The organism is Sphingomonas panaciterrae (assembly GCF_036890205.1).
In the GTDB taxonomy this organism is placed as follows: domain Bacteria; phylum Pseudomonadota; class Alphaproteobacteria; order Sphingomonadales; family Sphingomonadaceae; genus Sphingomonas; species Sphingomonas panaciterrae.
The window spans coordinates 45398-68127 of sequence record NZ_JAKNQR010000007.1 but is presented as its reverse complement, the minus strand read 5'-3'; the positions used below and the strand labels follow the sequence as shown (position 1 = coordinate 68127).

At 67.7% G+C, this 22730-nt stretch carries 21 protein-coding genes and 2 pseudogenes; 6 read left to right on the top strand and 17 right to left on the bottom strand.

Going from position 1 to position 22730, the window contains the following annotated elements; genetic code table 11:
* Window positions 1-303: 303 nt before the first annotated feature.
* From L8F96_RS14880 to L8F96_RS14860, 5 genes are all read right to left on the bottom strand, one after another.
* Window positions 304-735, bottom strand: coding sequence for a hypothetical protein (locus L8F96_RS14880; RefSeq protein ID WP_046407670.1), 432 nt, complete (start codon window positions 733-735; stop codon window positions 304-306).
* A 4-nt stretch (window positions 736-739) separates the two neighbouring features.
* On the bottom strand, window positions 740-1438 hold the full coding sequence (locus L8F96_RS14875; protein WP_334656443.1) for a Crp/Fnr family transcriptional regulator: 699 nt from the start codon (window positions 1436-1438) through the stop codon (window positions 740-742).
* 176 nt (window positions 1439-1614) lie between these two features.
* Window positions 1615-2379, bottom strand: a complete 765-nt coding sequence (locus L8F96_RS14870; protein ID WP_334656442.1) for a DUF2243 domain-containing protein — start codon at window positions 2377-2379, stop codon at window positions 1615-1617.
* Between the two features lies 1 nt (window position 2380).
* Window positions 2381-2503 carry a hypothetical protein gene (locus L8F96_RS14865; RefSeq protein WP_269430557.1) on the bottom strand — a complete coding sequence of 41 codons (123 nt, stop codon included), beginning with the start codon at window positions 2501-2503 and terminating at the stop codon, window positions 2381-2383.
* Window positions 2496-3503: a methyltransferase gene (locus L8F96_RS14860; protein ID WP_334656441.1), complete on the bottom strand. Its 1008-nt coding sequence runs from the start codon at window positions 3501-3503 to the stop codon at window positions 2496-2498. Before L8F96_RS14860 ends, L8F96_RS14865 begins: the two co-directional genes overlap by 8 nt.
* A 324-nt stretch (window positions 3504-3827) precedes the next feature.
* Here L8F96_RS14860 and L8F96_RS14855 point away from each other — a divergent pair.
* From L8F96_RS14855 to L8F96_RS14845, 3 genes and pseudogenes are all read left to right on the top strand, one after another.
* Window positions 3828-4070 (top strand): annotated as a pseudogene (locus L8F96_RS14855) (alcohol dehydrogenase catalytic domain-containing protein); the annotation flags it as partial.
* Window positions 4071-4092: 22 nt separating this feature from the next.
* Window positions 4093-4422 carry a hypothetical protein gene (locus L8F96_RS14850; protein WP_334656513.1) on the top strand — a complete coding sequence of 110 codons (330 nt, stop codon included), beginning with the start codon at window positions 4093-4095 and terminating at the stop codon, window positions 4420-4422.
* Window positions 4423-4599: 177 nt separating this feature from the next.
* Window positions 4600-5181 (top strand): hypothetical protein, encoded by a 582-nt coding sequence (locus L8F96_RS14845; protein WP_334656440.1) that lies wholly within the window; start codon window positions 4600-4602, stop codon window positions 5179-5181.
* Window positions 5182-5205: 24 nt separating this feature from the next.
* Here L8F96_RS14845 and L8F96_RS14840 read toward each other — a convergent pair.
* Together L8F96_RS14840 and L8F96_RS14835 are read right to left on the bottom strand one after the other, a co-directional pair.
* A pseudogene (locus L8F96_RS14840) lies at window positions 5206-5937 on the bottom strand (hypothetical protein); the annotation flags it as partial.
* A gap of 54 nt (window positions 5938-5991) precedes the next feature.
* Entirely contained in the window at window positions 5992-8733 is a 2742-nt protein-coding gene (locus L8F96_RS14835) for a nitrate/nitrite transporter (RefSeq protein ID WP_334656439.1), read from the bottom strand.
* Window positions 8734-8907: 174 nt separating this feature from the next.
* On the opposite strand from L8F96_RS14835, the gene L8F96_RS14830 reads away from it, so the two are divergent.
* Complete coding sequence (locus tag L8F96_RS14830) at window positions 8908-9495, top strand: nucleoside 2-deoxyribosyltransferase domain-containing protein (protein ID WP_334656438.1); 588 nt, start codon at window positions 8908-8910, stop codon at window positions 9493-9495.
* 4 nt (window positions 9496-9499) lie between these two features.
* On the opposite strand, the gene L8F96_RS14825 is transcribed toward L8F96_RS14830, so the two are convergent.
* The gene (locus tag L8F96_RS14825; protein ID WP_334656437.1) at window positions 9500-10150 is read right to left on the bottom strand and encodes a trimeric intracellular cation channel family protein; all 651 of its coding nucleotides are present in this window, start codon (window positions 10148-10150) and stop codon (window positions 9500-9502) included.
* Window positions 10143-11567: an amino acid permease gene (locus L8F96_RS14820; RefSeq protein WP_334656436.1), complete on the bottom strand. Its 1425-nt coding sequence runs from the start codon at window positions 11565-11567 to the stop codon at window positions 10143-10145. Before L8F96_RS14820 ends, L8F96_RS14825 begins: the two co-directional genes overlap by 8 nt.
* Window positions 11568-11742: 175 nt before the next feature.
* Here L8F96_RS14820 and L8F96_RS14815 point away from each other — a divergent pair, with 175 nt between their 5' ends.
* Window positions 11743-12219 carry an Lrp/AsnC family transcriptional regulator gene (locus L8F96_RS14815; protein WP_125946012.1) on the top strand — a complete coding sequence of 159 codons (477 nt, stop codon included), beginning with the start codon at window positions 11743-11745 and terminating at the stop codon, window positions 12217-12219.
* 21 nt (window positions 12220-12240) lie between these two features.
* Here L8F96_RS14815 and L8F96_RS14810 read toward each other — a convergent pair whose 3' ends face one another.
* The 3 genes from L8F96_RS14810 to L8F96_RS14800 form a co-directional block, all read right to left on the bottom strand.
* A complete protein-coding gene (locus L8F96_RS14810; protein WP_334656435.1) occupies window positions 12241-12867 on the bottom strand; it encodes an OmpA family protein in 627 nt (208 codons plus the stop codon).
* Entirely contained in the window at window positions 12864-14753 is a 1890-nt protein-coding gene (locus L8F96_RS14805; RefSeq protein WP_334656434.1) for a cation:proton antiporter, read from the bottom strand. Before L8F96_RS14805 ends, L8F96_RS14810 begins: the two co-directional genes overlap by 4 nt.
* Window positions 14754-14953: 200 nt before the next feature.
* On the bottom strand, window positions 14954-15511 hold the full coding sequence (locus L8F96_RS14800) for a hypothetical protein (RefSeq protein ID WP_334656433.1): 558 nt from the start codon (window positions 15509-15511) through the stop codon (window positions 14954-14956).
* A 124-nt stretch (window positions 15512-15635) separates the two neighbouring features.
* Between L8F96_RS14800 and bdcA the strand changes: the two genes are divergently transcribed.
* Window positions 15636-16349, top strand: coding sequence for an SDR family oxidoreductase (gene bdcA, locus L8F96_RS14795; protein ID WP_125946015.1), 714 nt, complete (start codon window positions 15636-15638; stop codon window positions 16347-16349).
* 55 nt (window positions 16350-16404) lie between these two features.
* On the opposite strand, the gene L8F96_RS14790 is transcribed toward bdcA, so the two are convergent.
* The 5 genes from L8F96_RS14790 to thpD form a co-directional block, all read right to left on the bottom strand.
* Window positions 16405-17640 (bottom strand): mechanosensitive ion channel family protein, encoded by a 1236-nt coding sequence (locus L8F96_RS14790; RefSeq protein WP_334656507.1) that lies wholly within the window; start codon window positions 17638-17640, stop codon window positions 16405-16407.
* Window positions 17641-17712: 72 nt separating this feature from the next.
* A complete protein-coding gene (locus tag L8F96_RS14785; protein ID WP_334656431.1) occupies window positions 17713-19062 on the bottom strand; it encodes an MFS transporter in 1350 nt (449 codons plus the stop codon).
* Complete coding sequence (locus L8F96_RS14780; protein ID WP_334656505.1) at window positions 19047-20312, bottom strand: MFS transporter; 1266 nt, start codon at window positions 20310-20312, stop codon at window positions 19047-19049. The genes L8F96_RS14785 and L8F96_RS14780 overlap by 16 nt, the downstream gene beginning before the upstream one ends.
* Window positions 20313-20331: 19 nt before the next feature.
* A complete protein-coding gene (locus L8F96_RS14775; protein ID WP_334656429.1) occupies window positions 20332-21774 on the bottom strand; it encodes an aspartate kinase in 1443 nt (480 codons plus the stop codon).
* Complete coding sequence (thpD, locus tag L8F96_RS14770) at window positions 21771-22703, bottom strand: ectoine hydroxylase (RefSeq protein ID WP_136451929.1); 933 nt, start codon at window positions 22701-22703, stop codon at window positions 21771-21773. The genes L8F96_RS14775 and thpD overlap by 4 nt, the downstream gene beginning before the upstream one ends.
* Window positions 22704-22730 lie beyond the last annotated feature (27 nt).

Sequence of the window (22730 nt, the reverse complement as noted above, 5' to 3'; positions counted from 1 at the left end):
CGGGCGCTTTGGTGGTACGATCCCATCGGGCTTAGGGATGTGACCCTGCGCCAAAAGGCGCAGGGGAATGTCGGCCGATGGAAATGCCAGATCGAAATGGCGCTAGCGCCGACGACCTGACGACCCAGCAAAACATGGACGCCTTCCTCTCCGGTTGCGCCGCCCATGCAGACGGCGCGCTTTCACCGCCTGTCCTTTTGGACACGGAACCGCGGAGCAGGATAGCTGGCATCGCGGCTATCGTTTGAGCCGGCTGAAGGCCCTGGCTTCAGACTAGGCTGCTTTAGATTAGGCTGCTTCAGACTAGGCTGGCGTGAGCGATCCACCGATTGCCTTGGGGCAGGCGGGTCTGGAGCCCGCGACCACCCGCAACTTTGACAGGCTGTCGACGACCTGGTGAGCGGCGAAGGGGAGGGTCAGAACGGCTGCATATGGAAATGGGGGCTCACGACGACGCTGGTCCTTCCTCACCAGCAGCACGGGAGCATCAAGATCGGCCAGCGCCCGCGCCAGGCATGTTTCCGCAACGCCAAATATCGTCGCACTCACCAATATGGCGTTCGGTTTCACCCTGAGCCGCTGGATCAAGCGTGCACCTTCGTCAGCGTTCCGCGCCGGCCCGATGATCTGCGCGCCTGCGCTTGCGACGGTCTCCCCAACATAGTTGGCAAGGAATGAATCGTCCTCGATCTGAACGATGAGCTGGCCGGCAAGCGGCTTGGTTACCCCGGGCATCGCCCTATTTCTCCCACGGACGTAAATAGCGTGGATCAAACTGTCCGGCCCGGCGCAGTCCTCCTTCATCCACGATCCACAAAGTCTTGTTTGTCAACGCGATCAGCCCTTCGTGTCGCAGCCGCCTGAGCACGCGGTTGACGTGTACCGAGGTCAGGCCGAGCGCGTCTCCGATGTGCTCCTGCGTGATCGGCAGGGGCATGTCATTGTCGGTCGCCAGCCCGATCTGCCTGCCGCGTGTGATCAGTTCGCATAGAAGGTGCGCCATCGCATGATAGGCGACATCCGAAATGGTAAGCCACTTGCGCAGGGTCGCCGCCTCGATCAGCGACGCGCGCCACAATGCCGCGTTGATACCAGGGTGACGCGTGGCGAGGTCCGCGATCACTTCCCCCGGGATCCAGCCGATCTTGCAATCGGTCAGCGCAATCAGATCATGCTCGAACGTTGATCCACAAGCCGCGTGGAGCCCGCAAAAGTCACCCGGGAGCAGAATAGCGGTTATGCGGCGAGATCCGTTCATCCGTACAGCCGCCCGGGCCGCCCACCCGTTGAGGACAAGGTAGAGCTGGTTAGGCGCGACGCCGTCTTTCAGGATCACGCCACCGTGCGCAGTGGTGACCGGTTCGACGTGGACAGCGTCGACCGCCTCGATTTCCTCCGGCGTCAGATCTGACAGTGTCCTCATCCGCCGGCTCAACATCGTGTCGACCTTGTCACGACACGGAGGGGGAGTGAATTGAAGTGGGTTAGGAAAACGGCGGATTCACGAGAACGGGATCGGCCGGCGGCCGGTGAAACATGCGCGCGAAAGCCCGGTCAGCCGTCAGCCTTGTCTGCACAGCATCCTGGCGCCTCGTCGGTTCTTGCGCGCCGGGCTCATTCGGCTGTGGTCCAGGCGAGACAGCCGGCACCAACCAGCGATGAGCTCACGAACAGCGCCCCCCGCGGATAGAGCGTGTCGACGCGCGCAGGGTCGTTCCAACGCACCGCCCACACGCCGCGCGATTGCCACAGCACGCTGCCGTTTGCGGCGCGGATGGCGTTGACCGCTGCGCCCTGGCTGGTGCCCGGTCCGAACAGCACGATCATGGTCTCGCTGCCCGCCGGTGCGCGTGCCGCCCAGGCGCCGCAAATCAGCGCCGTGGCGGTAAGGCCAAGCGCTGCGATGCCGCCGCGCGGCCCGCTGCCACCGTCGTTGCCGCCGCCGCCACGATACAGCAGCCGCCCCGCGACGATCGGGATGATCCCGAAGGCGACGAACCAGCCCAGGTCCCAGGCGAGCGGATTGGCACTGTCCAGCTTGATCCGGTGAATGCCGAGAACCCAGTGCGATACGATGCCGTCAGCGACGTGCCACACGCCCGCGCCGATCAGCGCCGCCGCGAGCAGGCGCCTGCCGCTTCCCGGGCGAGCGAGGCTGCGGCGCGTTCGGAACAGCGCCACGAGGCCGATCGCCGCGACGGCATACATCAGCGCATGAAACAGGCCGTCGAACAATATCTGGTCGGTGACGCCGTCCACCAGGCTGAGCAGATGATGCCATTGCAGGATCTGGTGGAGCAGGATGCCGTCGAAGAACCCGCCCAGCGCGAAGCCGATCAGATAGCCGGACCATGGCAGGCTGGTGGCGGCGCGCGCCATGTCAGCGCACCGGCCGCGGGCGGCGGCCTTGCTGGCCTTCCAGCGCCTGCGTCGTCGGTCCGAGGCGGCCGGCATCGACGAGGCGCTTCACCTCGGCGAGGATGGCGGGCGCGGGATCATTCATGGGCGGCGGCATCGCGCTGGACGCACAGGCCGATGGCCGCGATGCGATCAACGCCGGCGTAAGGTTCCTTTTCGAGTTCGTCCCCGAAGATGTCGGGATCGAGCAGGCGGTAATCGTAGCGATAGCCCGTCGCCGGCATTGCCTCACGCAGCGCCTCGCGCACCACGTCGCGCCCGGCCACGATCGACACGCCGGTGTGCATGACGAAGCGGCCGCCGGGCGCCAGCTTCTCGATCGCCATCAGCGTCCAGTCGAGCGAGAGTTTGCCGCCGTACAGGTCGCCCCCGTCGCGATAGGCGCGGCGATCGGGGTCGATCATGAAGGGCGAGTGGGTGACGATCAGGTCGAAGCGGCCGTCGACTTCCGCCGGGGTGCCGGCGAGTGCGGTGCGGTGGTCGATTGCGGCAAAGGTGGCGTTCACCGACGCGAGCGATAGCGCCTTCGGGTTGATGTCCGCCAGCGTCAACGTGGCATTGCCGTGCAGCGATGCGGCGATGATCCCGCCTACGCCGGCGCCGGCGCCGTAATCGAGGATCCGCGCGTCGCTGGGCAGGCCGGCGAGGTTGCGCGAGATATAGTCGGCAAAGCGATAGCTGTCGGGGCCGAGGAAGACCGAATCCCGCTCGCTGGTCGGGTAGCTGGAATGCACGAACAGGCGGCCGAGCACGTTCGACACGCGCACCTTGGCGACCAGCAGTCCGTCGCGGCGACGTGTCAGCAGCCCGGCCGCGTCGAGTGCATCGACGATGGCGTGCGGAAGGTCGTCCCGCCGGCACGGCAGCGACCAGCCGAGCAGGTCCGCCACGGTGGTGCCGACCTGTCGGTCGGCCCGTGACAGGACGCGGGCTTGCGATGCCGGTGTCGGTGCGATGAAGTCATAGTGGATGGAGCGCAGATGCTCCAGAAGTTCAAGCAACGCGGTGCGCGGCGCATCGTCAAGAACACCCGCGCTGTGGCTTTGGTCATTGATCGCCGACTCATTTACATAGATCAAGTTCATGTTTTCAGGCCGGAAGTTTCCTGTTCGGGACCAACAGGACGGGCGCGCCTTCGTTCCGGTACATTAACACTGATCTCCATCAGCATGACGGAAAGACAGGCAGGTCGGGGAAACATAAATCATAGAGACTAGTGTATGTTGCACTAGGTTGGCGACTGACCAAGTAAACGAAGGGACAGGAAAACAAGCAAGACGCACCTGATAACTTGGATTGCAATACGGGAACCTGCGCGGACAATAATGTTTGTTCCCCGGACAGATGCCGCGGTGAAAGCCGGCGTTCAGGCTTAAGAAGACGCACCGGGCAAGGGAGGCATCCGCGCCATGAAGGCTGCACTGAAGACCGCCGAGGGCACGTTTGCTTTAGCTCAGGTGGAACGCCCAATCATCCCGGCGCCCAACTTCGTACTGGCCCGCGTTCGCGTGGCAGGAATTTGCGGTACGGACCTGCGCCACTGGAAGAAGCACGATCCCGCGCTGGAATGCCATATCATGGGGCATGAGCTGGCGGGTGAAGTGGTCGAGGTGGGCGCGGACGTCAGCAACGTGAAGCCAGGCGACCGCGTCGTCATCGAGACGGTGATGGGCGATGCCGACGACCTTGCCGCAGGCAACGAAGATGGTGCGCCGCGCGGGAAAGGTGGTGATCGTCGGCGGCTTCGACGCTGGCGAGACGAGCATCCCGCTGGAATGGCAGCGGCTGCAGATGAGCGAGATTCAGCTGATCCTCAGCGCCAGCTTCGCCATGCACGATATCTATCGCGAACAGGGCATGGTGCTGGATCTGATCGCCAAGGGGCGCATCGACGTGAAAAAGATGATCACCCACCGTTTCCCGCTGGATCGCATCAACGAGGCATTCGACACGGCACAGCGCAAGGAGGAGACCGGGGCGGTGTTCGTCGCCATCACGATCTGAGCGCACCGGCAAGGTAATTGCGTGCGGCCGAGGTGAAGCCTGGCGCACCGGTTTCGAGCACGGGCGTCGTGTTCATTCGATCTTTCCCCGGCCCTTAGATCGCCCCGCGCCTCCACTGTAACTCGCCATACGGGGGTCGTTCAGCGAAACGACATGACGCCTGCGTTACGATCCCTCATGCCGATCCGCCTTTCCCCGCTCTCGCTCTGCCTCGTCACTGCTCTTGTCGCCGGATCGCTGCCCGCTGCCGCGCAGGTGATCGGCGCGCCACCGGCGATCCGCACCATCGACATTCCGCCCTCGCGCATCGCGCCCCCGGAGGCCGCGCCGCTGGAAGCAGAAGCCTCCCCAGAGACGCCGTCCGCCGCGGTCGAGACACCACGCGCCGGCGGACTGGTGCTCGACCTGCCGCGCCCCGGTGCTTCGGACACGCGCGTGCCGCCGCCGCCCGCCCCCAGCGCCGAACAGCTCGCGATGGAGGCGATCGCTGCGGCCGAGGCGGAGAAGCTGCGCCAGGTGAACAGCGCGCAGCTCTCCGCTGCGCAGGCGCAGCTTGACCGGATCGCCGCCGACAAGGCCGCGCAGCAGGAGCGGCTGGCCCGGTATCGCACGGAGGCCGCTGCTCACGCCGCGGCGATGTCGGATTATGCGGCGCAGCTCGCCGCCGCCCGCGCCGACCGCGAACGGTGGGAGGCGGATGTCGCCGCCTGCCGCGCCGGCGACCGGCTGCGCTGCGGCGTCACCGACGGTCGCCGCTAGGGCGCTCACCGCAACGCGGCCGGCTCAATAGGTCCAGTCGAGTTGCACCCACGTCTTGTCGGTGTCGGTCGCGAACGTATCGGCGCGGTAGCGTGCGTGGCGCAGCGAGAAGAGCGCGCGGCGCACCTTCACGCTGGCGATGAGGTCGATCTCCGTCCCGTACCGCTGCCCCAGCCGGTCACTGCGAAAGCGGTGCCACGTGCCCGACAGCGAGATCGCATCCGCGCCCAGCACGTCCTTCACGCCATAGCCACCGCCGACATACAGGTCGCGCACGCCATTGGGCGGCGTGGTCAGGAACTTGTCGGCCCAGCCCTGGAACTTGAAATTGGTGCCGAGCGGCGTCTGGAAGCTGGTGAACGCCACGCCGTCGTCGGCGCCCAGCACTTCATAGCCCGCGTTGAGCGACCAGCCCGATACCGACAGCGTCGCATCGGCGAGATAGTAATTGGCGCCATAGCGATTGGGGTTGCGGTGCCAGTCGCGCTGCCGCGCATAGCTCAGCTGCCAGGCCAGTTTCACCGCGGACGTCAGGGCCGTCGATCCGGCCAGCCGCGCGCCATAGGTCTGGCTCGACAGGCGGTAATCCTGCACCGCCGCCTCGTCATGGTCGACCAGATAGGCAAAGCCGGTGAGCGTGCCGACCGGCGTCGCATAGGACAGGTTGGCGAACACATTGTCGCCGCCGATGCTGGGCTGGCGCGCGCCGGTGCCGTTGATCCCCCAGATGGTCCGCACGCTCCAGGCATAGGCCATCGGAAAACTTGCCCTGCTCGCGGCGGAAGAACGTCAGGCGATCGAGGAAATGGCTCATGAATAGGCTCCGCTGGTCAGGTCGCGCTTGCCAGCGCCGGAAGGGGGGGCGCCGAGGCGGGGGCGCGACCCGAACATGCCGCGCGGGCCGCTGTACGCGACCCAGGTCAGGGCCGCGCAGCTCAGGTAAAAGGCGAAGAACGCCCACAAGGCGGCGTTGGCCGACCCGGTGCTGCTGATCGACCAGCCGTAACCCTTGGGGATGTAGAAGGCGCCATAGGCCGCGATGGCCGAGATGAATCCGACGATCGCCGCCGATTCACGATCGGCGTGAAGCCGCCGCTCCTCCACGGGCAGGTCGGCATGTTCCGCGTCGAACACGCGGCGCATGATCGCCGGCACCATCTGGAAGGTGGAGGCGTTGCCGACGCCGCTGACGAAGAACAGCAGCAGCACCATGCCGAAAAAGCCGGCGAAGCTGCGCGCGTCGAGCGACCAGATCATGCCGATGATCGAGGCAGCCTGGACCAGGAAGACCCAGAAGCTGACCTTCGCGCCGCCGATCCGGTCCGACAGGCCGCCGCTGCCCGCCCGCGCCAGCGCGCCGACCAGCGGGCCGAGGAACGCATAGTGCAGCGCCTCGACCTCCGGGAACACCAGCCTCGACAGCAGCGGGAAGCCCGCCGACATGCCGATGAACGTCCCGAACGTGCCGGTGTAGAGCCAGCACATGATCCAATTGTCGCGCCGGCCAAAGATCGTGGCCTGGTCGGCGAAGGAGGATTTGGCGCTGAGGATGTCGTTCATCCCGAACCAGGCGAGCACCGCGCCCAGCATCACCGGCGGCACCCAGATGAAGCCCGCATTCTGCAGCCACAGCAACGTGCCGTCGTTCGCCACCTGCGCCTGCCCGCCAAGCGCGCCGAACAGCCCCATGGTGATCGCCACCGGGACGACGAGCTGCATCACGCTGACGCCAAGGTTGCCGATGCCGGAATTGATCGCCAGCGCGCGGCCTTTCTCGGCCGCCGGGTAGAAGAAACTGATGTTGGCGACCGAGGAGGCGAAATTGCCGCCGCCAAAGCCGCACAGCAGCGCCAGCACGAGGAAGATGAAGAACGGCGTTCCGGGGTTCTGCACGGCATAGCCGATGCCGAACGCGGGGATCAGCAGCGACGCGGTCGACAGCGTGGTCCACAGCCGCCCGCCGAAGATCGGCACGAGGAAGGCGTAGAAGATGCGCAGGGTCGCGCCCGAAATGCCGGGCACCGCGGCGAGCCAGAACAATTGGTCGGTGGTGAAGGTGTAACCGATGCTGGGCAGCCGCGTGACGACGACGCTCCACACCATCCAGACGGCAAAGGACAGGAGCAGGCAGTAGGTCGAAATCCACAGGTTGCGCCTGGCGATTGGCCGGCCGGTCGCCTCCCAGAATTCGGGGTCCTCCGGCCGCCATTCGGCGATCGGCCCCGCGCGCATCGCCGCGCGGCGGGCCTCCGGTTCCCCCATGCCGCGAAACTCGGGCAGTTCGGGGCTTTGCGGCACATGCGCCGCCGCCGACGCCTCGCGCTCCATGTGCTGGATCGCGCCGTGCATCCAGAGCAGCGAGACGAGCACGATCAGGAACAGCAGGGCAAAGCTGCTCGTCCAGATCCCGGTCAGGTCGAGCAGCGCGCCAAAGGCCAGCGGCAGGACGAAGCCGCCGAGGCCGCCGATCATCCCGACGAGGCCACCGACCGCGCCGACATGATTGGGGTAATAGACCGGAATGTGCTTGTAGACCGCCGCCTTGCCCAGGCTCATGAAGAAGCCGAGCACGAAGATGATGATGAGGAACGGCACCAGCCCCATGGAGGTGCTGAAGGTGATCGGGCCGTTCACCCCCTCGATGACGTAGCTGGTCGGCGGGTAGGACAGCAGGAACGTGCACGCGACCGAGACGATGAACGTGGCGTACATAACCCGGCGCGCGCCGTAGCGGTCCGACAGCGTGCCGCCATAGATGCGGAACAGGCTGGCCGGCACCGAATAAAAGGCCGCGAGCATCCCGGCGGTGCGGATGTCGAGGCCATAGACCCCGATCAGGTAGCGCGGCAGCCACATCGCCAGCGCGACGAACCCGCCGAACACGAAGAAATAATATAGCGAGAACCGCCACACCTGGACGTTGCGCAGCACGGCAAGCTGGCTGGCCATGCTTTCGGCCTTCTGGCCGCCGTGCTGGCGCGTTTTCTGGTCAGGATCCTCGGGCGTCGCGAACAGGAAGATCACCCCCATCACGATGATCGCCGCGGCCCAGATCTGCGCCACCGCCTGCCAGCCCATCGCAACCATCACGAAGGGGGCGAGGAACTTGGTCACCGCCGCGCCGATATTGCCCGCGCCAAAGATGCCGAGCGCGGTGCCCTGCCGCTCGGCGGGATAGAATTTGGAGACATAGGCGACGCCGACCGAAAAGGCCCCGCCCGCCAGCCCGACGCCAAGCCCTGCGATCAGCAGCTGGGTATAGGTATGCGCGAACGACATCAGGTAGGTCGCGATGCCCGACAGCACCATCACCGCCGCGAACACCCGCCGCCCGCCGATCTGGTCCGACCACACGCCCAGGACCACCCGCACCAGCGACCCGGTCAGGATTGGCGTGCCGGTCAGCAGGCCGAATTGCGTGTCGGAAAGCCCCAGTTCCTCTTTGACGCCTAGCCCGACGATGGAAAAGATGGTCCAGACCGCAAAGCAAACGGTGAAGGCGATCGTGCTCGTCCACAGCGCCCGGCCCGCGCCGTCCCTTGCGTGTGCCACATCCTCCACCATGGATCGGTCCCCGCCCGCCGAATGGTTCTCGACGACAAGGTAATCTGCGCTTTGCGGTGGGGGCGCAGTCAGTAAAGCTCCTTAATTGCGCACCAAACGGCAGGAAATCGCGCGCGCTGTCGATGGTGGCCGTCCGCCGCCGGGTCGGCTAGGGGGCGCGCCATGCTCTATCCCCTTGCGCTCGCGCTCGCCGTCGCGGCCGCCCCCGACGCCGCCAGCACCGCGCCCACCCCGCAGGCGACGACCCGGGCGGCGCCAACCGGGCGCGCGACGGTGGTCACCGCGCCCGAACGGCCCGCGACGACGCCCGATCGCCCGCGCATCTTCCTGGGCGGCAGCATCGACATGGGCAACGCGCCCGACTGGCAGAAGCAGCTCATCGCCGCCCTCGCCGACCGCGACGTGGTGATCCTCAACCCGCGCCGCCCCGACTGGAACCCTGCCTGGCGCCCGGAGGCGAGCGAGCCCGAATTCCGCCGCCAGGTGGAATGGGAGCTGGAGGCGCTGGAGAGCGCGGACATCATCGTCCTCTACCTCGCGCCCGGCTCGCAAAGCCCGGTCAGCCTGCTCGAACTCGGGCTGCACGCGCGGTCGGGCAAGGTCATCCTGGTGTGCCCGCCCGGTTTCTGGCGCAAGGGCAATGTCGATATCACCGCTGAGCGCTACGGCATCCAGCAGGTCGCCTCGCTGGAGGAACTGCGCAAGGCGATCGACGCCCGGCTCGCCGCGCCGGCGCGCGCGCGGCGCTAGTCGGTCAGGCCACGGGCGGCCGGTTCGCCACCGGCAGCTGCCAGCCGCGCCGGATCGCCATCATCCGCAACCCGAAGCACAGCGCGCCCCCGGCGATCGCGGTCGGCACGATCGGCAGGTCGAGCATGTTGCCCGCCACCACCACGCCGGCGCCGGCCAGCGCCGCGACCGCATAAAGCTCCGACCGCAGCACGCCCGGCACCTCGGCCAGCAGCACGTCGCGCGCGATGCCGCCGCCGATCCCGGTCAGCACGCCCAGCAGCGCGGCCATCACCGGGCTCAACCCACAGGCCAGCGCCTTTTGCGCGCCCGCCACCGCGAACAACGCCAGCCCGACCGCGTCGAGCATCCTGACCGGCGCGTTCAGCCGCTCGATCCACGGCGACCAGAAGAAACAGATGACGCCCGCCAGGCTCGATACGCCCAGGTACCGCCAGTCGACCAGCGAGGCGGGCGGCGTCGCGCCGATCAGCACGTCGCGCGTGATCCCGCCGGCGGTCGAGGCGGCGAACGCCAGCACCAGGATCCCGAAGATGTCGAGCCGCCGGCGCACCCCCGCGGTCGCCCCGCTCAGCGCAAAGGCGAACGTTCCGCCAAGGTCCAGCACGCGGACCAGCGTCACCAGCAGCTCGCCGGCGGCGGCGCCCTCAACCATGACGCACCTCGCCCGCGTGATCCGTGTCAGGCCGCGCCCGGCCGGCATAGGCGCAGTACAGCGCGACGCCCAGCGCGTTCCAAACCAGGAACCACCAATGGGTCGTGCTCGGCAGGCTGACGAACAGATAGACGCAGCCAGCGATCGCCACCGGCCCGACCAGCCACGCGGCAGGCGCGCGATAGCCGCGCGGTGCGTCCGGCGCGCGGCGGCGCAGGACGAGCATGCTGACCGCCACCGCGGCAAAGGCGACCAGCGTCCCGGCATTGGCCAGCGCGACGATCTCGTTCAGCGGAAAGAACGCCGCGATGGTTCCGACGATCAGGACCGTGAACAGGGTGGTGCGCACCGGGGCCCCGCTCGACGACACGCGCGCCAGCCCGCGCGGCAGCAGACCGTCGCGCGCCATCACGAAGAAGATCCGGCTCTGCCCGTAGAAGAACGCAAGGATCACCGTCGGCAATGCCACCACCGCCGACAGCGCCATGAACCGCGCCGCCTCCGGCTCGCCCAGCCGGCGCAGCACCAGCGCCAGCGGCTCGGGACTGTCGGCGAAGTCGCGAAAGCCGACCGCGCCCAGTGCCGCGCCCGCCACCAGGGTATAGATTGCGGCGCACGCCAGCATCGACCCGATGATGCCGATCGCCAGGTCGCGGCGCGGGTTGCGCGTTTCCTCTGCCGCGGTGGCGATCGCGTCAAAGCCGTAGAAGGCGGAAAAGATGATCGCCGCCGCCGCCATGATGCCACGCTCGACCCCGTCCGCGCCGGTCGACTTGGCAAAGCCGAACGGGTTGAACGGGGAAAGGTTGGCGCTGTCGAAATGCGGCGCGGCCATCCAGACGAAGGCGACCAGCGCGGATACCTTGACCAGCACCAGCACCGCATTGACGCTGGCGCTGCTGCGCATGCCATAGATCAGCATCGCCGCGACCCCGCCGATGATCGCCACCGCCGGCAGGTTGACGATGCCGCCCGCGTGCGGCCCATTCATCAACGCCCAGGGCACGCCCAGCCAGTCGTGCAGCAGCGGCGCGGCATAGCCCGACCAGCCGACCGACACCGCGCTCACCACCAGGCTATATTCCAGGATCAGGCTCCACCCGATCATCCACGCGGCAAGCTGCCCCACCGCGACATAGCTGTAGGTATAGGCCCCGCCCGATGTGGGGACGAGCGTCGCCATCTCGGCATAGGCGAGCGCGGCGCAGGCGCACACGAAGCCGGCGATGACGAAGGCGACCAGCACCGCCGGCCCCGCCTTGGCCGCACCGACCCCGATCAGCGTCAGGATGCCGGTGCCGACGATCGCGCCGACGCCCATCGCGATCAGGTGCGGCCAGCCCAGCGTGCGGGCCAGCGCGCCGCTGCCCTCACCGAACGCGCGGTCGAACGGTTTGCGAAGCTTCCAATTCCTCAACCGCCCGATCCTTCTTCACCAGCGCATGGCCCAACCGCTCCGCCCCTTCCCGCGGCCGGGCGGGGCCGGGCAGGGGGGCGGACTGGTTGCTGTCGGCGCGGATTAGCATCGCCGCCGCCGCAGGTGGCGCGAAACACCTTGACCGCCGCCGCAGATTCTGCGGTTTGATGGCGCCATGACGACGGATCGTACGCTCGACCGGATCGACCGGCGAATCCTGCGCGCGCTTCAGGCCGAGGGGCGGCTGCGCAACGCCGCGCTGGCGCAGCGGGTCGGCCTGTCGGAAAGCGCGTGCCTGGCGCGCGTCCGCAACCTGGAAAAGGCCGGGGTCATCCAGGGCTATCACGCCCGCCTCGATCCGTTCCGCGTCGACATCGGCCTCGTCCTTCTGGTCGAGGTCACGCTGGAGGGCCGCCACCGGGAGGAGCGGCAGCATTTCGAACGCCTCGTCAACGATTTGCCGCAGATCGTCGAGGCATCGCACGTCAGCGGTGAGACGGATTACATGCTGAAGGTCGTGGTGCGCGGCATGGCCGACTGGAATGCACTGAAGGAACGGATGACGCGCGAGGTCGGGCTCGCCCGCGTCGTGACGCATGTCGTGATGGACAAGCCCAAGGTGTTCCAGGGCTATCCGATCGCCCCGGAATGACGCGGCCGGGCGGGGCGCGGGTTATTCCGTCGCCTTGGCCGCCGGCGGTGTCGCCTCCGGTGCGGCCGTGTCCGCGCCCTCCGGCGCCGCTGCCTCCGGCACGATGATCTCGATATCGACGCGCCGATTCTGCCGCCGCCCCTCGGGATCGTCGCTGCCGTCGAGCGTGACGTTGGGCGCCGCCGGCCGACCGTCGCCCAGCGCGATGACGGTGATCCGCTCCTCGGCGATCCTCTTGTCGGTCAGGTAATCGCGCACCGCCTCCGCGCGCAGCCGCGACACGCGCAGGTTCGCCGCCCGGCTGCCGTCATTGTCGCTGCTCCCGCGCAGCACCCAGCGTGCCTCGCCCGGCAGCGACGGGTTGGCGAGCAGCGCGTCCAGCGCTTCGCGCGCCGCATCGTCAATCGCCGCGCCGCGCTCGAACAGGATCGTCGCCTCGGTCGGCACCGGCGGCGTCGGCTCGGGTTCGGCCACCGCCTGGCTCTCGGCGATCACCTTGGGCTGCATGATCGACTGCGCCGCGCGCTGCTCATTGCCCGTCGCCGCCTCGGCCGGGCTCGGCGTGGGCGAGGGGGCAGGGGCCGGCGCGCGATTGTCGCAGGCGGCGAGCGATACCGCCCCCAGCAGCAGAAAGGCGGTCTTGTTCATGCGATGGTCTCCTGCGGTCGCCCGGCCCTGTCTGCGGCGCTGTCCGTTGCCCCGTCTGTCGACTCTTCGGGCGCCGGAATGGCATGCCAGAAATCGTCCTCCACCCGGTCGGGCGGCACGTAGAGCAGCACCGTGTCGCCGACCGTGGGCGTCGGCGCGGAGGCGTGCGAGAACATGCGCAGCGACCCGTCCTTGCGCAGCAGCAGCAGCGGGCCTCCTTCTTCGGGCAGCGTCGCGGCAGCGGCGGTGAAGCCGGCGACATCCTCGACGGTCGCGGCGGCGAAGGTCCAGCCCATCCGCTCGCGCCACGCGACATCCTCGACGCCCAGCCCCGACCGGAACATTGCCCGGCCGCGCAGCGCATCGGGCAGGCTACGCGGATCGTCGCCCGCCGCATCGCCCAGCTGGTACACATTGTCGCGGCCCAGCTCGGGCGCGAACTCGCTGCACACCAGCGCATTATACGCCTCATTCTCCGCCGTCGCGGCGAGCAGCCCGAATTGCAGCAGGTCGAGCCGTTCCTCGGTCGCCTCGGCCAGGATCTCGCCGTGATAGGTCGGCACGCCCTCGGCGCGCGCGGCGGTCAGCCGCTGCCAGCTGTTGTCGCTGATCGTCACGCCCACGCCCAGCCCGCGCAGCGCGCGCGCCAGCGACAGGCTCCACCGCGTCGACCCGACGATCAGCACGCCGCGCCCGCTCGGTGCGGTCAGCCCCAGCGCGCGGGCGAAGAAACCGATGGTGAAGCCGTGCGCGACGATCGTCGCCACCACCACCGCGAACGACAGCGCGACCAACGTGCTGCCGTCGCCATAGCCCAGCTCGTCCAGCCTGAGCGCGAACAGGCCGGTGATCGCGATCGCCACCACGCCGCGCGGCGCGATCCAGCCGATGAACAGCCGCTCGCGCCACGGGATGCGGCTGAACGCCAGGCTGATCAGCACCGTCGCGGGCCGCACGAGGAACAGCAGCGCGAACAGGAACAGCCCGAACCGCCACTCGAATTGCCGGAGCACGCTGAGGTCGAGCGACGCGGACAGCAGCACGAACACCCCCGAGACGAGGATGATCGTGATATTCTCCTTGAAGCTCAGGAAATCGCGCAGCGACGCCAGCTTCATATTGGCCAGCGCAATGCCCATTACCGTGACGGCCAGCAGCCCCGTTTCCTGCTGGATCGCGTTGGACGCCACGAAGGTGCCGATCACCGCGACCAGGATCACCGGCGCCTTCAGATATTCAGGGACATAGCCGCGCGGCAGCGCCCAGCCGAGCAGCCGGGCGACGCCATAGCCCATCAGGCCCGCCACGATCGCCGCCAGCACCAGGCTCGCCAGGCTGTCGATGATCGTCGCGCCGCTGCCGGCCTGGCGCAGCACCTCATAGGTGACGACGGCGCACAGCGCGCCGATCGGGTCGTTGACGATCGCTTCCCATTTCAGGATCGCGCGCGGCCGCGCCGCCACGCTCGACTGGCGCAGCAGCGGCAGCACGACGGTGGGCCCGGTGACCACCAGAATCCCGGCGAACAGGATCGCGACCGGCCACACCAGCCCCGCGACATAATAACAGGCCAGCGCGCCCAGCACCCAGCCGACCGGCACGCCGACCAGCACCAGCCGGTGCACCGCGCCCTCGGCATGGCGCAACTCGCGCAGATTGAGGCTCAGCCCGCCCTCGAACAGGATCACCGCCACCGCCAGCGATATGGCGGGTTCCAGCAGCGCGCCGAAATCTTCCTCCGGGTGGATCAGCCCCGTCGCGGGCCCGGCGATGAGCCCCGCGATCAGCATCAGCGCGATCGCTGGCAGCCCGGTGCGCCATGCAATCCACTGTGCGCCGATGCCGAGCAACCCGACAAGCGTCAGCACGATGGCCAGATGATTCATTGTGTCTCCCTGCCGTCGCCATCGCGCGACCCTTCCCCAAGGGCCGGGGCAATGACTTTGTTCCGGCAGGGCAACGTCATGCCGCCCTGCACCTCGATTTGCCGCGCCGGGATCATGCCCGCTCCAGCCCCGCCCCGACAACCCCGCGACAAGTGACCCGATCAGTCGCTCAGCCGTCCGACCAGCGCGGTCGGGTCAGCTTAGGCAAAAAGTCCGACCAGCATCCAGGTGCATAGCAGCGCCATTCCGATCCCATGGGCCAATCGATTTTTCCACAGCAGCAGCGCCACCGTGACCGCTACAGGCGGGCCATAGTTCCCCAAGGCAAACGCGACCACGTCGCCAAGTGCAGCCTCCGGCGGTATAAAGGGCAAGTTAGCGGCCAGGCTTACGAGCGGCGGCATCAGCAGGGCGCCCAGAACAACGGGCCTTTGCTGCATGTAATGATCTTCCAGAGAGCCGCCATTCGCCAAATCGGCAGGAAACATGGCGTGGCTGACGAAGATATACGGCAACGCCATGCCCATGCACCTCAGGATCTCCCACGGGCCTAACGTCAGGACATCACGCGCGCGCCACATCGAACTCCACTGCTGGGCTGTTGCAAGCAGAATGAACAGCCCAAGCAGCGGCGGGGCGATACCTATCTTCCAATTGCCCCTGCGACGCCACGTGTCCGCGAAGCTCGATGTTACGGTGGTGATCGCGAGGCCGAGAAGCAGGCCATAGAATCCGAAAAGAGCTTCAAAACCAGTCATGTTTATTTCCCCCTGCCAACGCTTTGTTCGATGACAGGGGCACTCGCAACGATACCGTGACATTGACGGACGCCGTAGCCGCATTATGTACCGCCCCGTACATTATACCTTAAGGAGAGGCCGCATGGCTGCGTTTTCAGGAAAGAAGGTTCTCGTGCTCGGTGGCAGTCGCGGGATCGGCGCGGCGATCGTGCGGCGCTTCGCGAACGATGGCGCGGCGGTGACCTTCACCTATGCCGGATCGCGCGACGCGGCCGAGCGGCTGGCATCGGAAACCGGCGCCACCGCGGTGCAGACCGACAGTGCGGACCGCGACGCGGTGATCGCCCGGGTGCGCGACAGCGGCCCGCTCGACGTGTTGGTGGTGAACGCCGGCTATGCGATCTTCGGCGACGCGCTGGCGCAGGATCCCGATGCGATCGACCATCTGCTGCGCGTCAACGTCCACGCGCCTTATCATGCCTCCGTGGAGGCGGCGCGGCAGATGCCCGACGGCGGGCGGATCATCGTCATCGGCTCGGTCAACGGGGATCGCATGCCGATGCCCGGCATGGCCTCCTATGCGCTCAGCAAGTCGGCGCTTCAGGGCATGGCCCGCGGCCTCGCGCGTGATTTCGGCCCGCGCGGCATCACGATCAACATCGTGCAGCCCGGCCCGGTCGATACGGAGGCCAATCCCGCCGACGGCCCGATGAAGGATGTGATGCACAGCTTCATGGCGATCAAGCGCCACGGCCGCCCGGACGAGGTCGCCGCGATGGTCGCCTGGCTCGCCGGCCCGGAGGCCGGGTTCGTCACCGGCGCCATGCACACGATCGACGGCGGCTTCGGCGCCTGACCGCCTGACAAAATGGGGGCGGGGGAGCGGCGTATCAAAGGATGCGCTCCTTTCGTCAGGCCGCTTCCGCGCGCGCGCCGATCATCCGCACATCCACCCCGCTCGGTTCCTGGAAGGCGCGCAGGCCGAATTCGGGCAGGATCGCGATCAGATGGTCGAAGATATCCGCCTGGATATCCTCATAATCCACCCACATGGTCGTCGCGGTGAAGCAATAGATCTCGATCGGGATCCCCTGCGGCGTGGGGGACAGCTGGCGGACGATCAGCGTCATGTCCTGCGCGATCCTTGGGTTGGCGCGCAGGTAATGGAGCACATAGGCGCGAAACGTGCCGATGTTGGTCACGCGCCGCTGGTTGGCGGGGATCTGCGCTGCCGGCCCAAGCCTCGCGTTCCATTCGGCCAGCTCCCCGCGCTTGCGATCGATATGGTCGTGCACCAGGGCGATGTCGGCCATCCGGTCGCGCTCCGCCTCGGTCAGGAACCGCACGCAATTCTGGTCGATGAGCAGCGCGCGCTTGATCCGCCGCCCGCCCGATTCCGCCATGCCGCGCCAGTTCTTGTAGCTTTCCTGGATCAGCCGGTGGGTCGGGATGGTGGTGACCGTCTTGTCCCAGTTCTGCACCTTCACCGTGTGCAGCGCGATGTCGATCACCGCGCCGTCGGCATGGAGCTGCGGCATGTCGATCCAGTCGCCGACGCGCAGCATGTCGTTGGAGGTGAGCTGCACCGACGCGACCAGCGACAGGATCGTGTCCTTGAACACCAGCATCAGCACCGCCGCCATCGCGCCCAGCCCGGACAATAGCAGCAGCGGCGATTGCTCCATCAGCGCCGCGACGATCAGGATCGCGGCGCCCAGGTACAGGACGATCTTCAGCACCTGGACATAGCCCTTGATCGGGCGATGCGCCGCCTCCGGCCGCCGCTCGTAGATCTGGTTGGCAAGGCTCAGCGCCGCGCCGATCGCCAGCGCCAGGAACAGGATGATCGACGCCGCCACGACATTGCCGATCGCGACCCCCAGCGGCGCGGGCAGATTGGGCACCGCACGGATGCCGTAAGCGACGATCAGCGCCGGCACGATATTGGCCAGCCGCGCGGCGATCGGCGCCGCGCCCTCCACCGGCAGCCGCCGCATGATGTAGCGCAGCGCGATCCTTTTCACGACGAAGTTCGCGGCCCACGCAATCGCCCCCAGCAGCGCCAGCGCGATCAGCGTCTCGGCCCAGGCGGGCAGCTGCGCCAGCACGGGTATCCCGCGCAGCGAGAGGGAAGGGGCGGCGGTCATCGAATACATGGCAATCCTGCCCGGACGATCCGGGTCCTGCTGGGGCGGGGGGGAAGGCGCGGGTGAGCGGGCTCAGCCCGCCGCTTGGTCACGCCGCGCAAAGGGGTCCTCGCGCAGCGATCGCCCCGCCGTTTCGGGCATGAAGCGCAGCGCGACAAGCCCCACGACGCACGCCAGCATCATGTAATAGGCCGGCATCATCGGATCGCCCGTCAGGCTGATCAGCCCGCTGCCGACCATCGGCGCCGTCCCGCCAAAGATCGAGGTAGAGATATTATAGGCGATGGCAAAGCCGGCAAAGCGCACGGCGGTCGGGAACATCGCCGGGAAGGTGGCGGAGATGGTCGCCAGCTGCGGCACGTACAGCAGCCCCAGCACGATGAACCCGACGATCGCGCCGGCAAATCCGGTGCCGATCAGCATGTAGAGCGGCACCACCATCACCAGGAGGCCGATCAGCGACCAGCGCCACATCACCCGCCGCCCGATCCGGTCGGACAGCGCGCCGGCAAAGGGGATGAAGACCATCATGAACAGCATGCCGATGATCGGCACCAGTAACGCCTCGTCGCTGCTGAGGCCGATGCGGCGCTGCAGATAGGTCGGCATGTAGCTGAGCAGGGTATAATTGACGACGTTGAGCGCGATCACCAGCCCGCCGACCACCAGCAACGGCCGCCAATGCTCACGCACCAGCGTGGCGATGCCGGGCGGCCGCCGCTCCTCCATTGCTGCCATTTCCTCGCGGAAGATCGGCGTGTCCTCCATCTTCGAGCGGACATACATGCCGACCAGCCCGATCGGCCCGGCGATCAGGAAGGGGATGCGCCAGCCCCAGCCCTGCATCTGCGCGTCGCCCAGCCACAGCGAAAAGCCGAGCATCAGCGCCGCGCCGCAGGAAAAGCCGGCGAGCGTGCCGAATTCCAGGAAGCTGCCGAAAAAGCCGCGCCGGTCGTCGGGGGCATATTCGGCCATGAAGGTCGCTGCCCCGCCATATTCGCCGCCGGTGGAAAATCCCTGCACCAGCCTGAGCGCGATCAGCAGCGTCGGCGCCCAGACGCCGATCGTCGAATAATCGGGGATCAGCCCGACGGCAAAGGTCGCGCCGGCCATCATCAGGATGGTCATTGCCAGCACCGACTTGCGCCCGATCCGGTCGCCGAGCGGCCCCCAGAACAGCCCGCCGAGCGGCCGGACCAGGAAGGAGATGGCAAAGGTGGCGAGCGCGAACAGCACCGCCTCCTCGGTCTCGCCGGGGAACAGGGCGGCCGAGATGAAGGTCAGGCCGTAGGCGTAAATGCCATAGTCGAACCATTCGACCGCATTGCCCAGCGCCGACGCGCCGACCGCGCGCTTCAGTTCCGAACGGTCGCCACCCTGATGGGGCGGCGCGGCGGTATCGGCCGTCACGTGCGTGTCCATGGTTCACCTGTTGTATCGTCGTGGGGCGCAGGCTCGGGGCCTGCAGGGTCGAGCAGCGCGGCGACCGGCGTGGTGCGCGGCAAGATCTGGAAATCCTGCTGCTCGGGCGCGGGCACGGGCGCGCTGATGGCGAGACGGCACAGGCCAAAGGCGAGCGTTCCCGCCGCGGCTAGCCCGATGAAGCCGAACAGGCCGCCCGTCCCCGCCTGGCTCATCGCCGTCGCCGCGCCCATCGGGCCCAGCGCCGCGCCCGCCGAATACAGCAGCACCAGCTGGCCGCTCGCCGCGACCCGCTCGTGCGACGCCAGCCGATCGTTCACATAGGCAACGCACAAGGGGTAGAGTGCAAAGGCGAGGCCACCGAACGCTGCGCCCAGCAGGAACAGCAGGATGCCGCCCGGCGCCGTGGCCAGCGCCAGGCTCACCAGCAGGGTCGCGGCAAAGCAGCCGATGATGACGAGCCGCCGGTCGAACCGGTCGGACAATCGCCCCAGCGGCCATTGCAGCGCCACGCCGCCCAGGATCACGATGGTCATGAAGCTGGCGGTGCCCTTCAGGTCCAGCCCGACGCGCCGGGCATAAATGGCGGCAAGGCCATAAAAGGCGCCCAGCATCAGCCCGGTGATGCCGGCACCGACCACGCCCAGCGGGGAGGCGGCGAACAGCCGGCGCAGCGGCAACGAGGCGGCATCCTCCAGCACCGGCGCATGGGTGCGCGTCAGGCAGACCGGGATGATCGCCAGCGTGATCAGGATCGACGCCAGCTCGAAGGGCACCTGCGGCGCGGTATTGCCTGACCTGAGCAGCAGCTGCCCCAGCGCCTGCCCGGAATAGAGCGCCACCATATAGGAGGCGAGCACCGACCCGCGCGTCGTGCTGTCGGCGCGGTCGTTCAGCCAGCTTTCGATGCAGATGAAGACGCCCGCCACGCAGACGCCGTCGACCAGCCGCAACGCGGCCCACAGCGCGGGCTGCTGGACCAGGGCATAGGTCAGCGTGCTGACCGACAGCAGCGCGACGAAGGTGGCGAAGGCGCGGATATGCCCGACGCGCCGGACGATCGCGCCGGCGCGCAGCGCGCCGATCACCAGCCCGCCGAAATAGGCGGTGGCGACAAGGCCGATGACCATCGTGCTGCTGCCGCCGCGTTCCAGCCGGAGCGCGATCAGCGTCGACAGGAAACCGCTGCCCGCCATCATCATGAAGATGGCGGCGAGCAGGCTTCGCACGGGCAGGATGGTCGCCAGCATCGGTGTCACGCCCGCCGCATCACGCGGCGCGGCGGTCCTCGCTGATGGGCGCCTCGCGCTCGATCAGCGCATGGTGCAGCGCGCGCACCGCGACGTCGAAATCACCGCAATCGACGACGAACTGGACGTCGACGTTGCGGATCTGGTGCTGCATCGCCAGCATCGTCACGCCCGCCTCGCCCAGCGCGGCGAGCGCGTCCGGGACCAGCCCGGGGCGCGAGATGTCGCTGCCGATCGCGGCAACCATCGCCACCGGATGCGCGGAAACCGCCGCGTCGGGATACATCGCCTGCAACTCGGCGATCGCGCCCGCCACCGCCTCGGCGCTGGCGTTCAGATAATGGGTGATCGTATTGGCGTTGGACGCCTTGCTCACGATCCACAGACGATGGCGCGCGAGCAGGTCGAGGATCGCGGTGTCATAGCCCTTCACCCCGACCATATCCTGTTCGAAGAATTGCAGCGCCTGCAGCTGGCGGATGCCGGTGACGATCTCGATCCGCGGCTTTTCCGACAAATAATTGCCGGTGACGAGCGTGCCGCCGTCCTCGCGGTCGAACGTGTTGCGCACGCGCAGCGGGATCCCGCTCTGGCGCAGCCCGCGCCCGGCGCCGGGGTGGATCGCCTCCATCCCTAGGTTCGCGAGCTGGTCGGCGACGTCGTAGTTCGTCCGCCCGATCTTGCGCGCCTTGACGACGCCGACCAGCCGGGGGTCGGCGCTCGACAGGTGAAATTCCTTGTGGATGATCGCCTCGCGCGCGCCGGTCAGCACCGCCAGCCGCGAAAAGGTCATCTCGGTATAGCCGCGGGCATAGCGCGACACCATGCCGCCCTCGCACCCGGCATAGCCGGTGACGATCGGCAGCACGCGGGAAAGGTCGATCGCCGCAAAGGCGTCGCCGATCCTCTGGTCCAGGCTGCGCAGGTCGTCCTGGTCCCAGAGCGTCAGGTCCACGAACTGCGCATTCACGTCGCGGTCGCGCAGCAGCAGCGCGGTGCTGTGCGCGCTATGCGCCTCGCCGATCCCGGCCAGCAGCTCGCGCACCGTCACCAGCTGCTCCTTGACGCAGAAGCGGCCATGGCTGCGCAGCCGCGCCAGATCCTCCAGGCACGCACCGACCGATGCGATCCGCCGGTCGACAAAGGCGTCGGCCTCGGCGCGGCTCTCGGCGCGCGCGAACATCGCGGCATTGCGCTCGCGCATCGCCGCCTGCACCCACGCCATCGCCTCGCGCCAGCCATTGGCATCGTCGTCCGCGACGAACCGGCCATAGACGCCCGGCTCGCCGGTCTTCTTGTTCTCCAGCAGCAGGTCGGTCATCCCGCCATAGGCCGACACGACGAAGATGCGGTTGTAGAGGTCCGCGCCCGAGCGGCCGGCGATCAGGACATTGTCGAACAGCGTCGCCGTCGCCGCCATCGACGTGCCGCCGATCTTCTCCACGCTGTGGCCAGCGCTCATGCCGGCACCATTTCTGCCAACGGCTCGGACAGGGGCCCGCGCTCGACGGCCAGCGGCTCGGCCTTGCCGCGATGCGCCAGGAACCAGGGGCGCGGCTTCTCGACCCCGAACGGCTTCTCCAGCTGGTTGCTCACCGCATTATAGACCAGGAACGCATTGGCGCGCGGAAAGGGCGTGATGTTGCCGTTCGACCCGTGCATGAGGTTGCAGTCGAACAGGATCACCGTGCCCGGCTTCCCGGTCGGCGCGACGATGCCGTGCCGCTGCGCCATTTCGGCGAGGCTCTGCTCGTCCGGCACGCCATATTCCTGCTTCTTGAGCGAGCTGAGATAATGGTCCTCGGGCGTCTCCCCGACGCACGTCAGGAACGTGCGGTGCGATCCCGGGATCACCATCAGCGGGCCGTTGTGCGGCGTGTTCTCGGCCAGCAGGATCGACATCGACAAGGCGCGCATCCGCGGCATCCCGTCCTCGACATGCCAGGTCTCGAAATCGCTGTGCCAGTAGAATTCGCGCCCCTTGAACCCTGGCTTGTAGTTCAGCCGCGACTGGTGGATGTACACCTCGTCGCCGAGCAGGAACCGCGCGACATCGGCCAGCCGCGCATCACGCGCCAGCCGCGCCATCACCGCGCTTTGCTGGTGAATCTCGAAGATCGACCGGATCTCGTCGCTCTGCGGCTCGGTGACGATCGTCTCGCGGTCGAGCGCGGCCGGATTGCCGAGCAGCTCGCCCGCCGCGCGCTGGAGAAAGTCGACCTCCTCGGCCGAGAACAGATCCTCGAGCACGAGATAGCCGTCGCGTTCGAACTGTACCGCCTGTGCCGCGCTGACCGGCGCGACGGGGCTCCAGGTGCTGCGGACGACGGGGTCCTGCCGCGGCCGCAGTTCGGCCTCCGCGGCAAAGCGAGAGGGGTAGAGGTCCTGCATCAGGCGTCTCCCTTTTATTGGTTCATG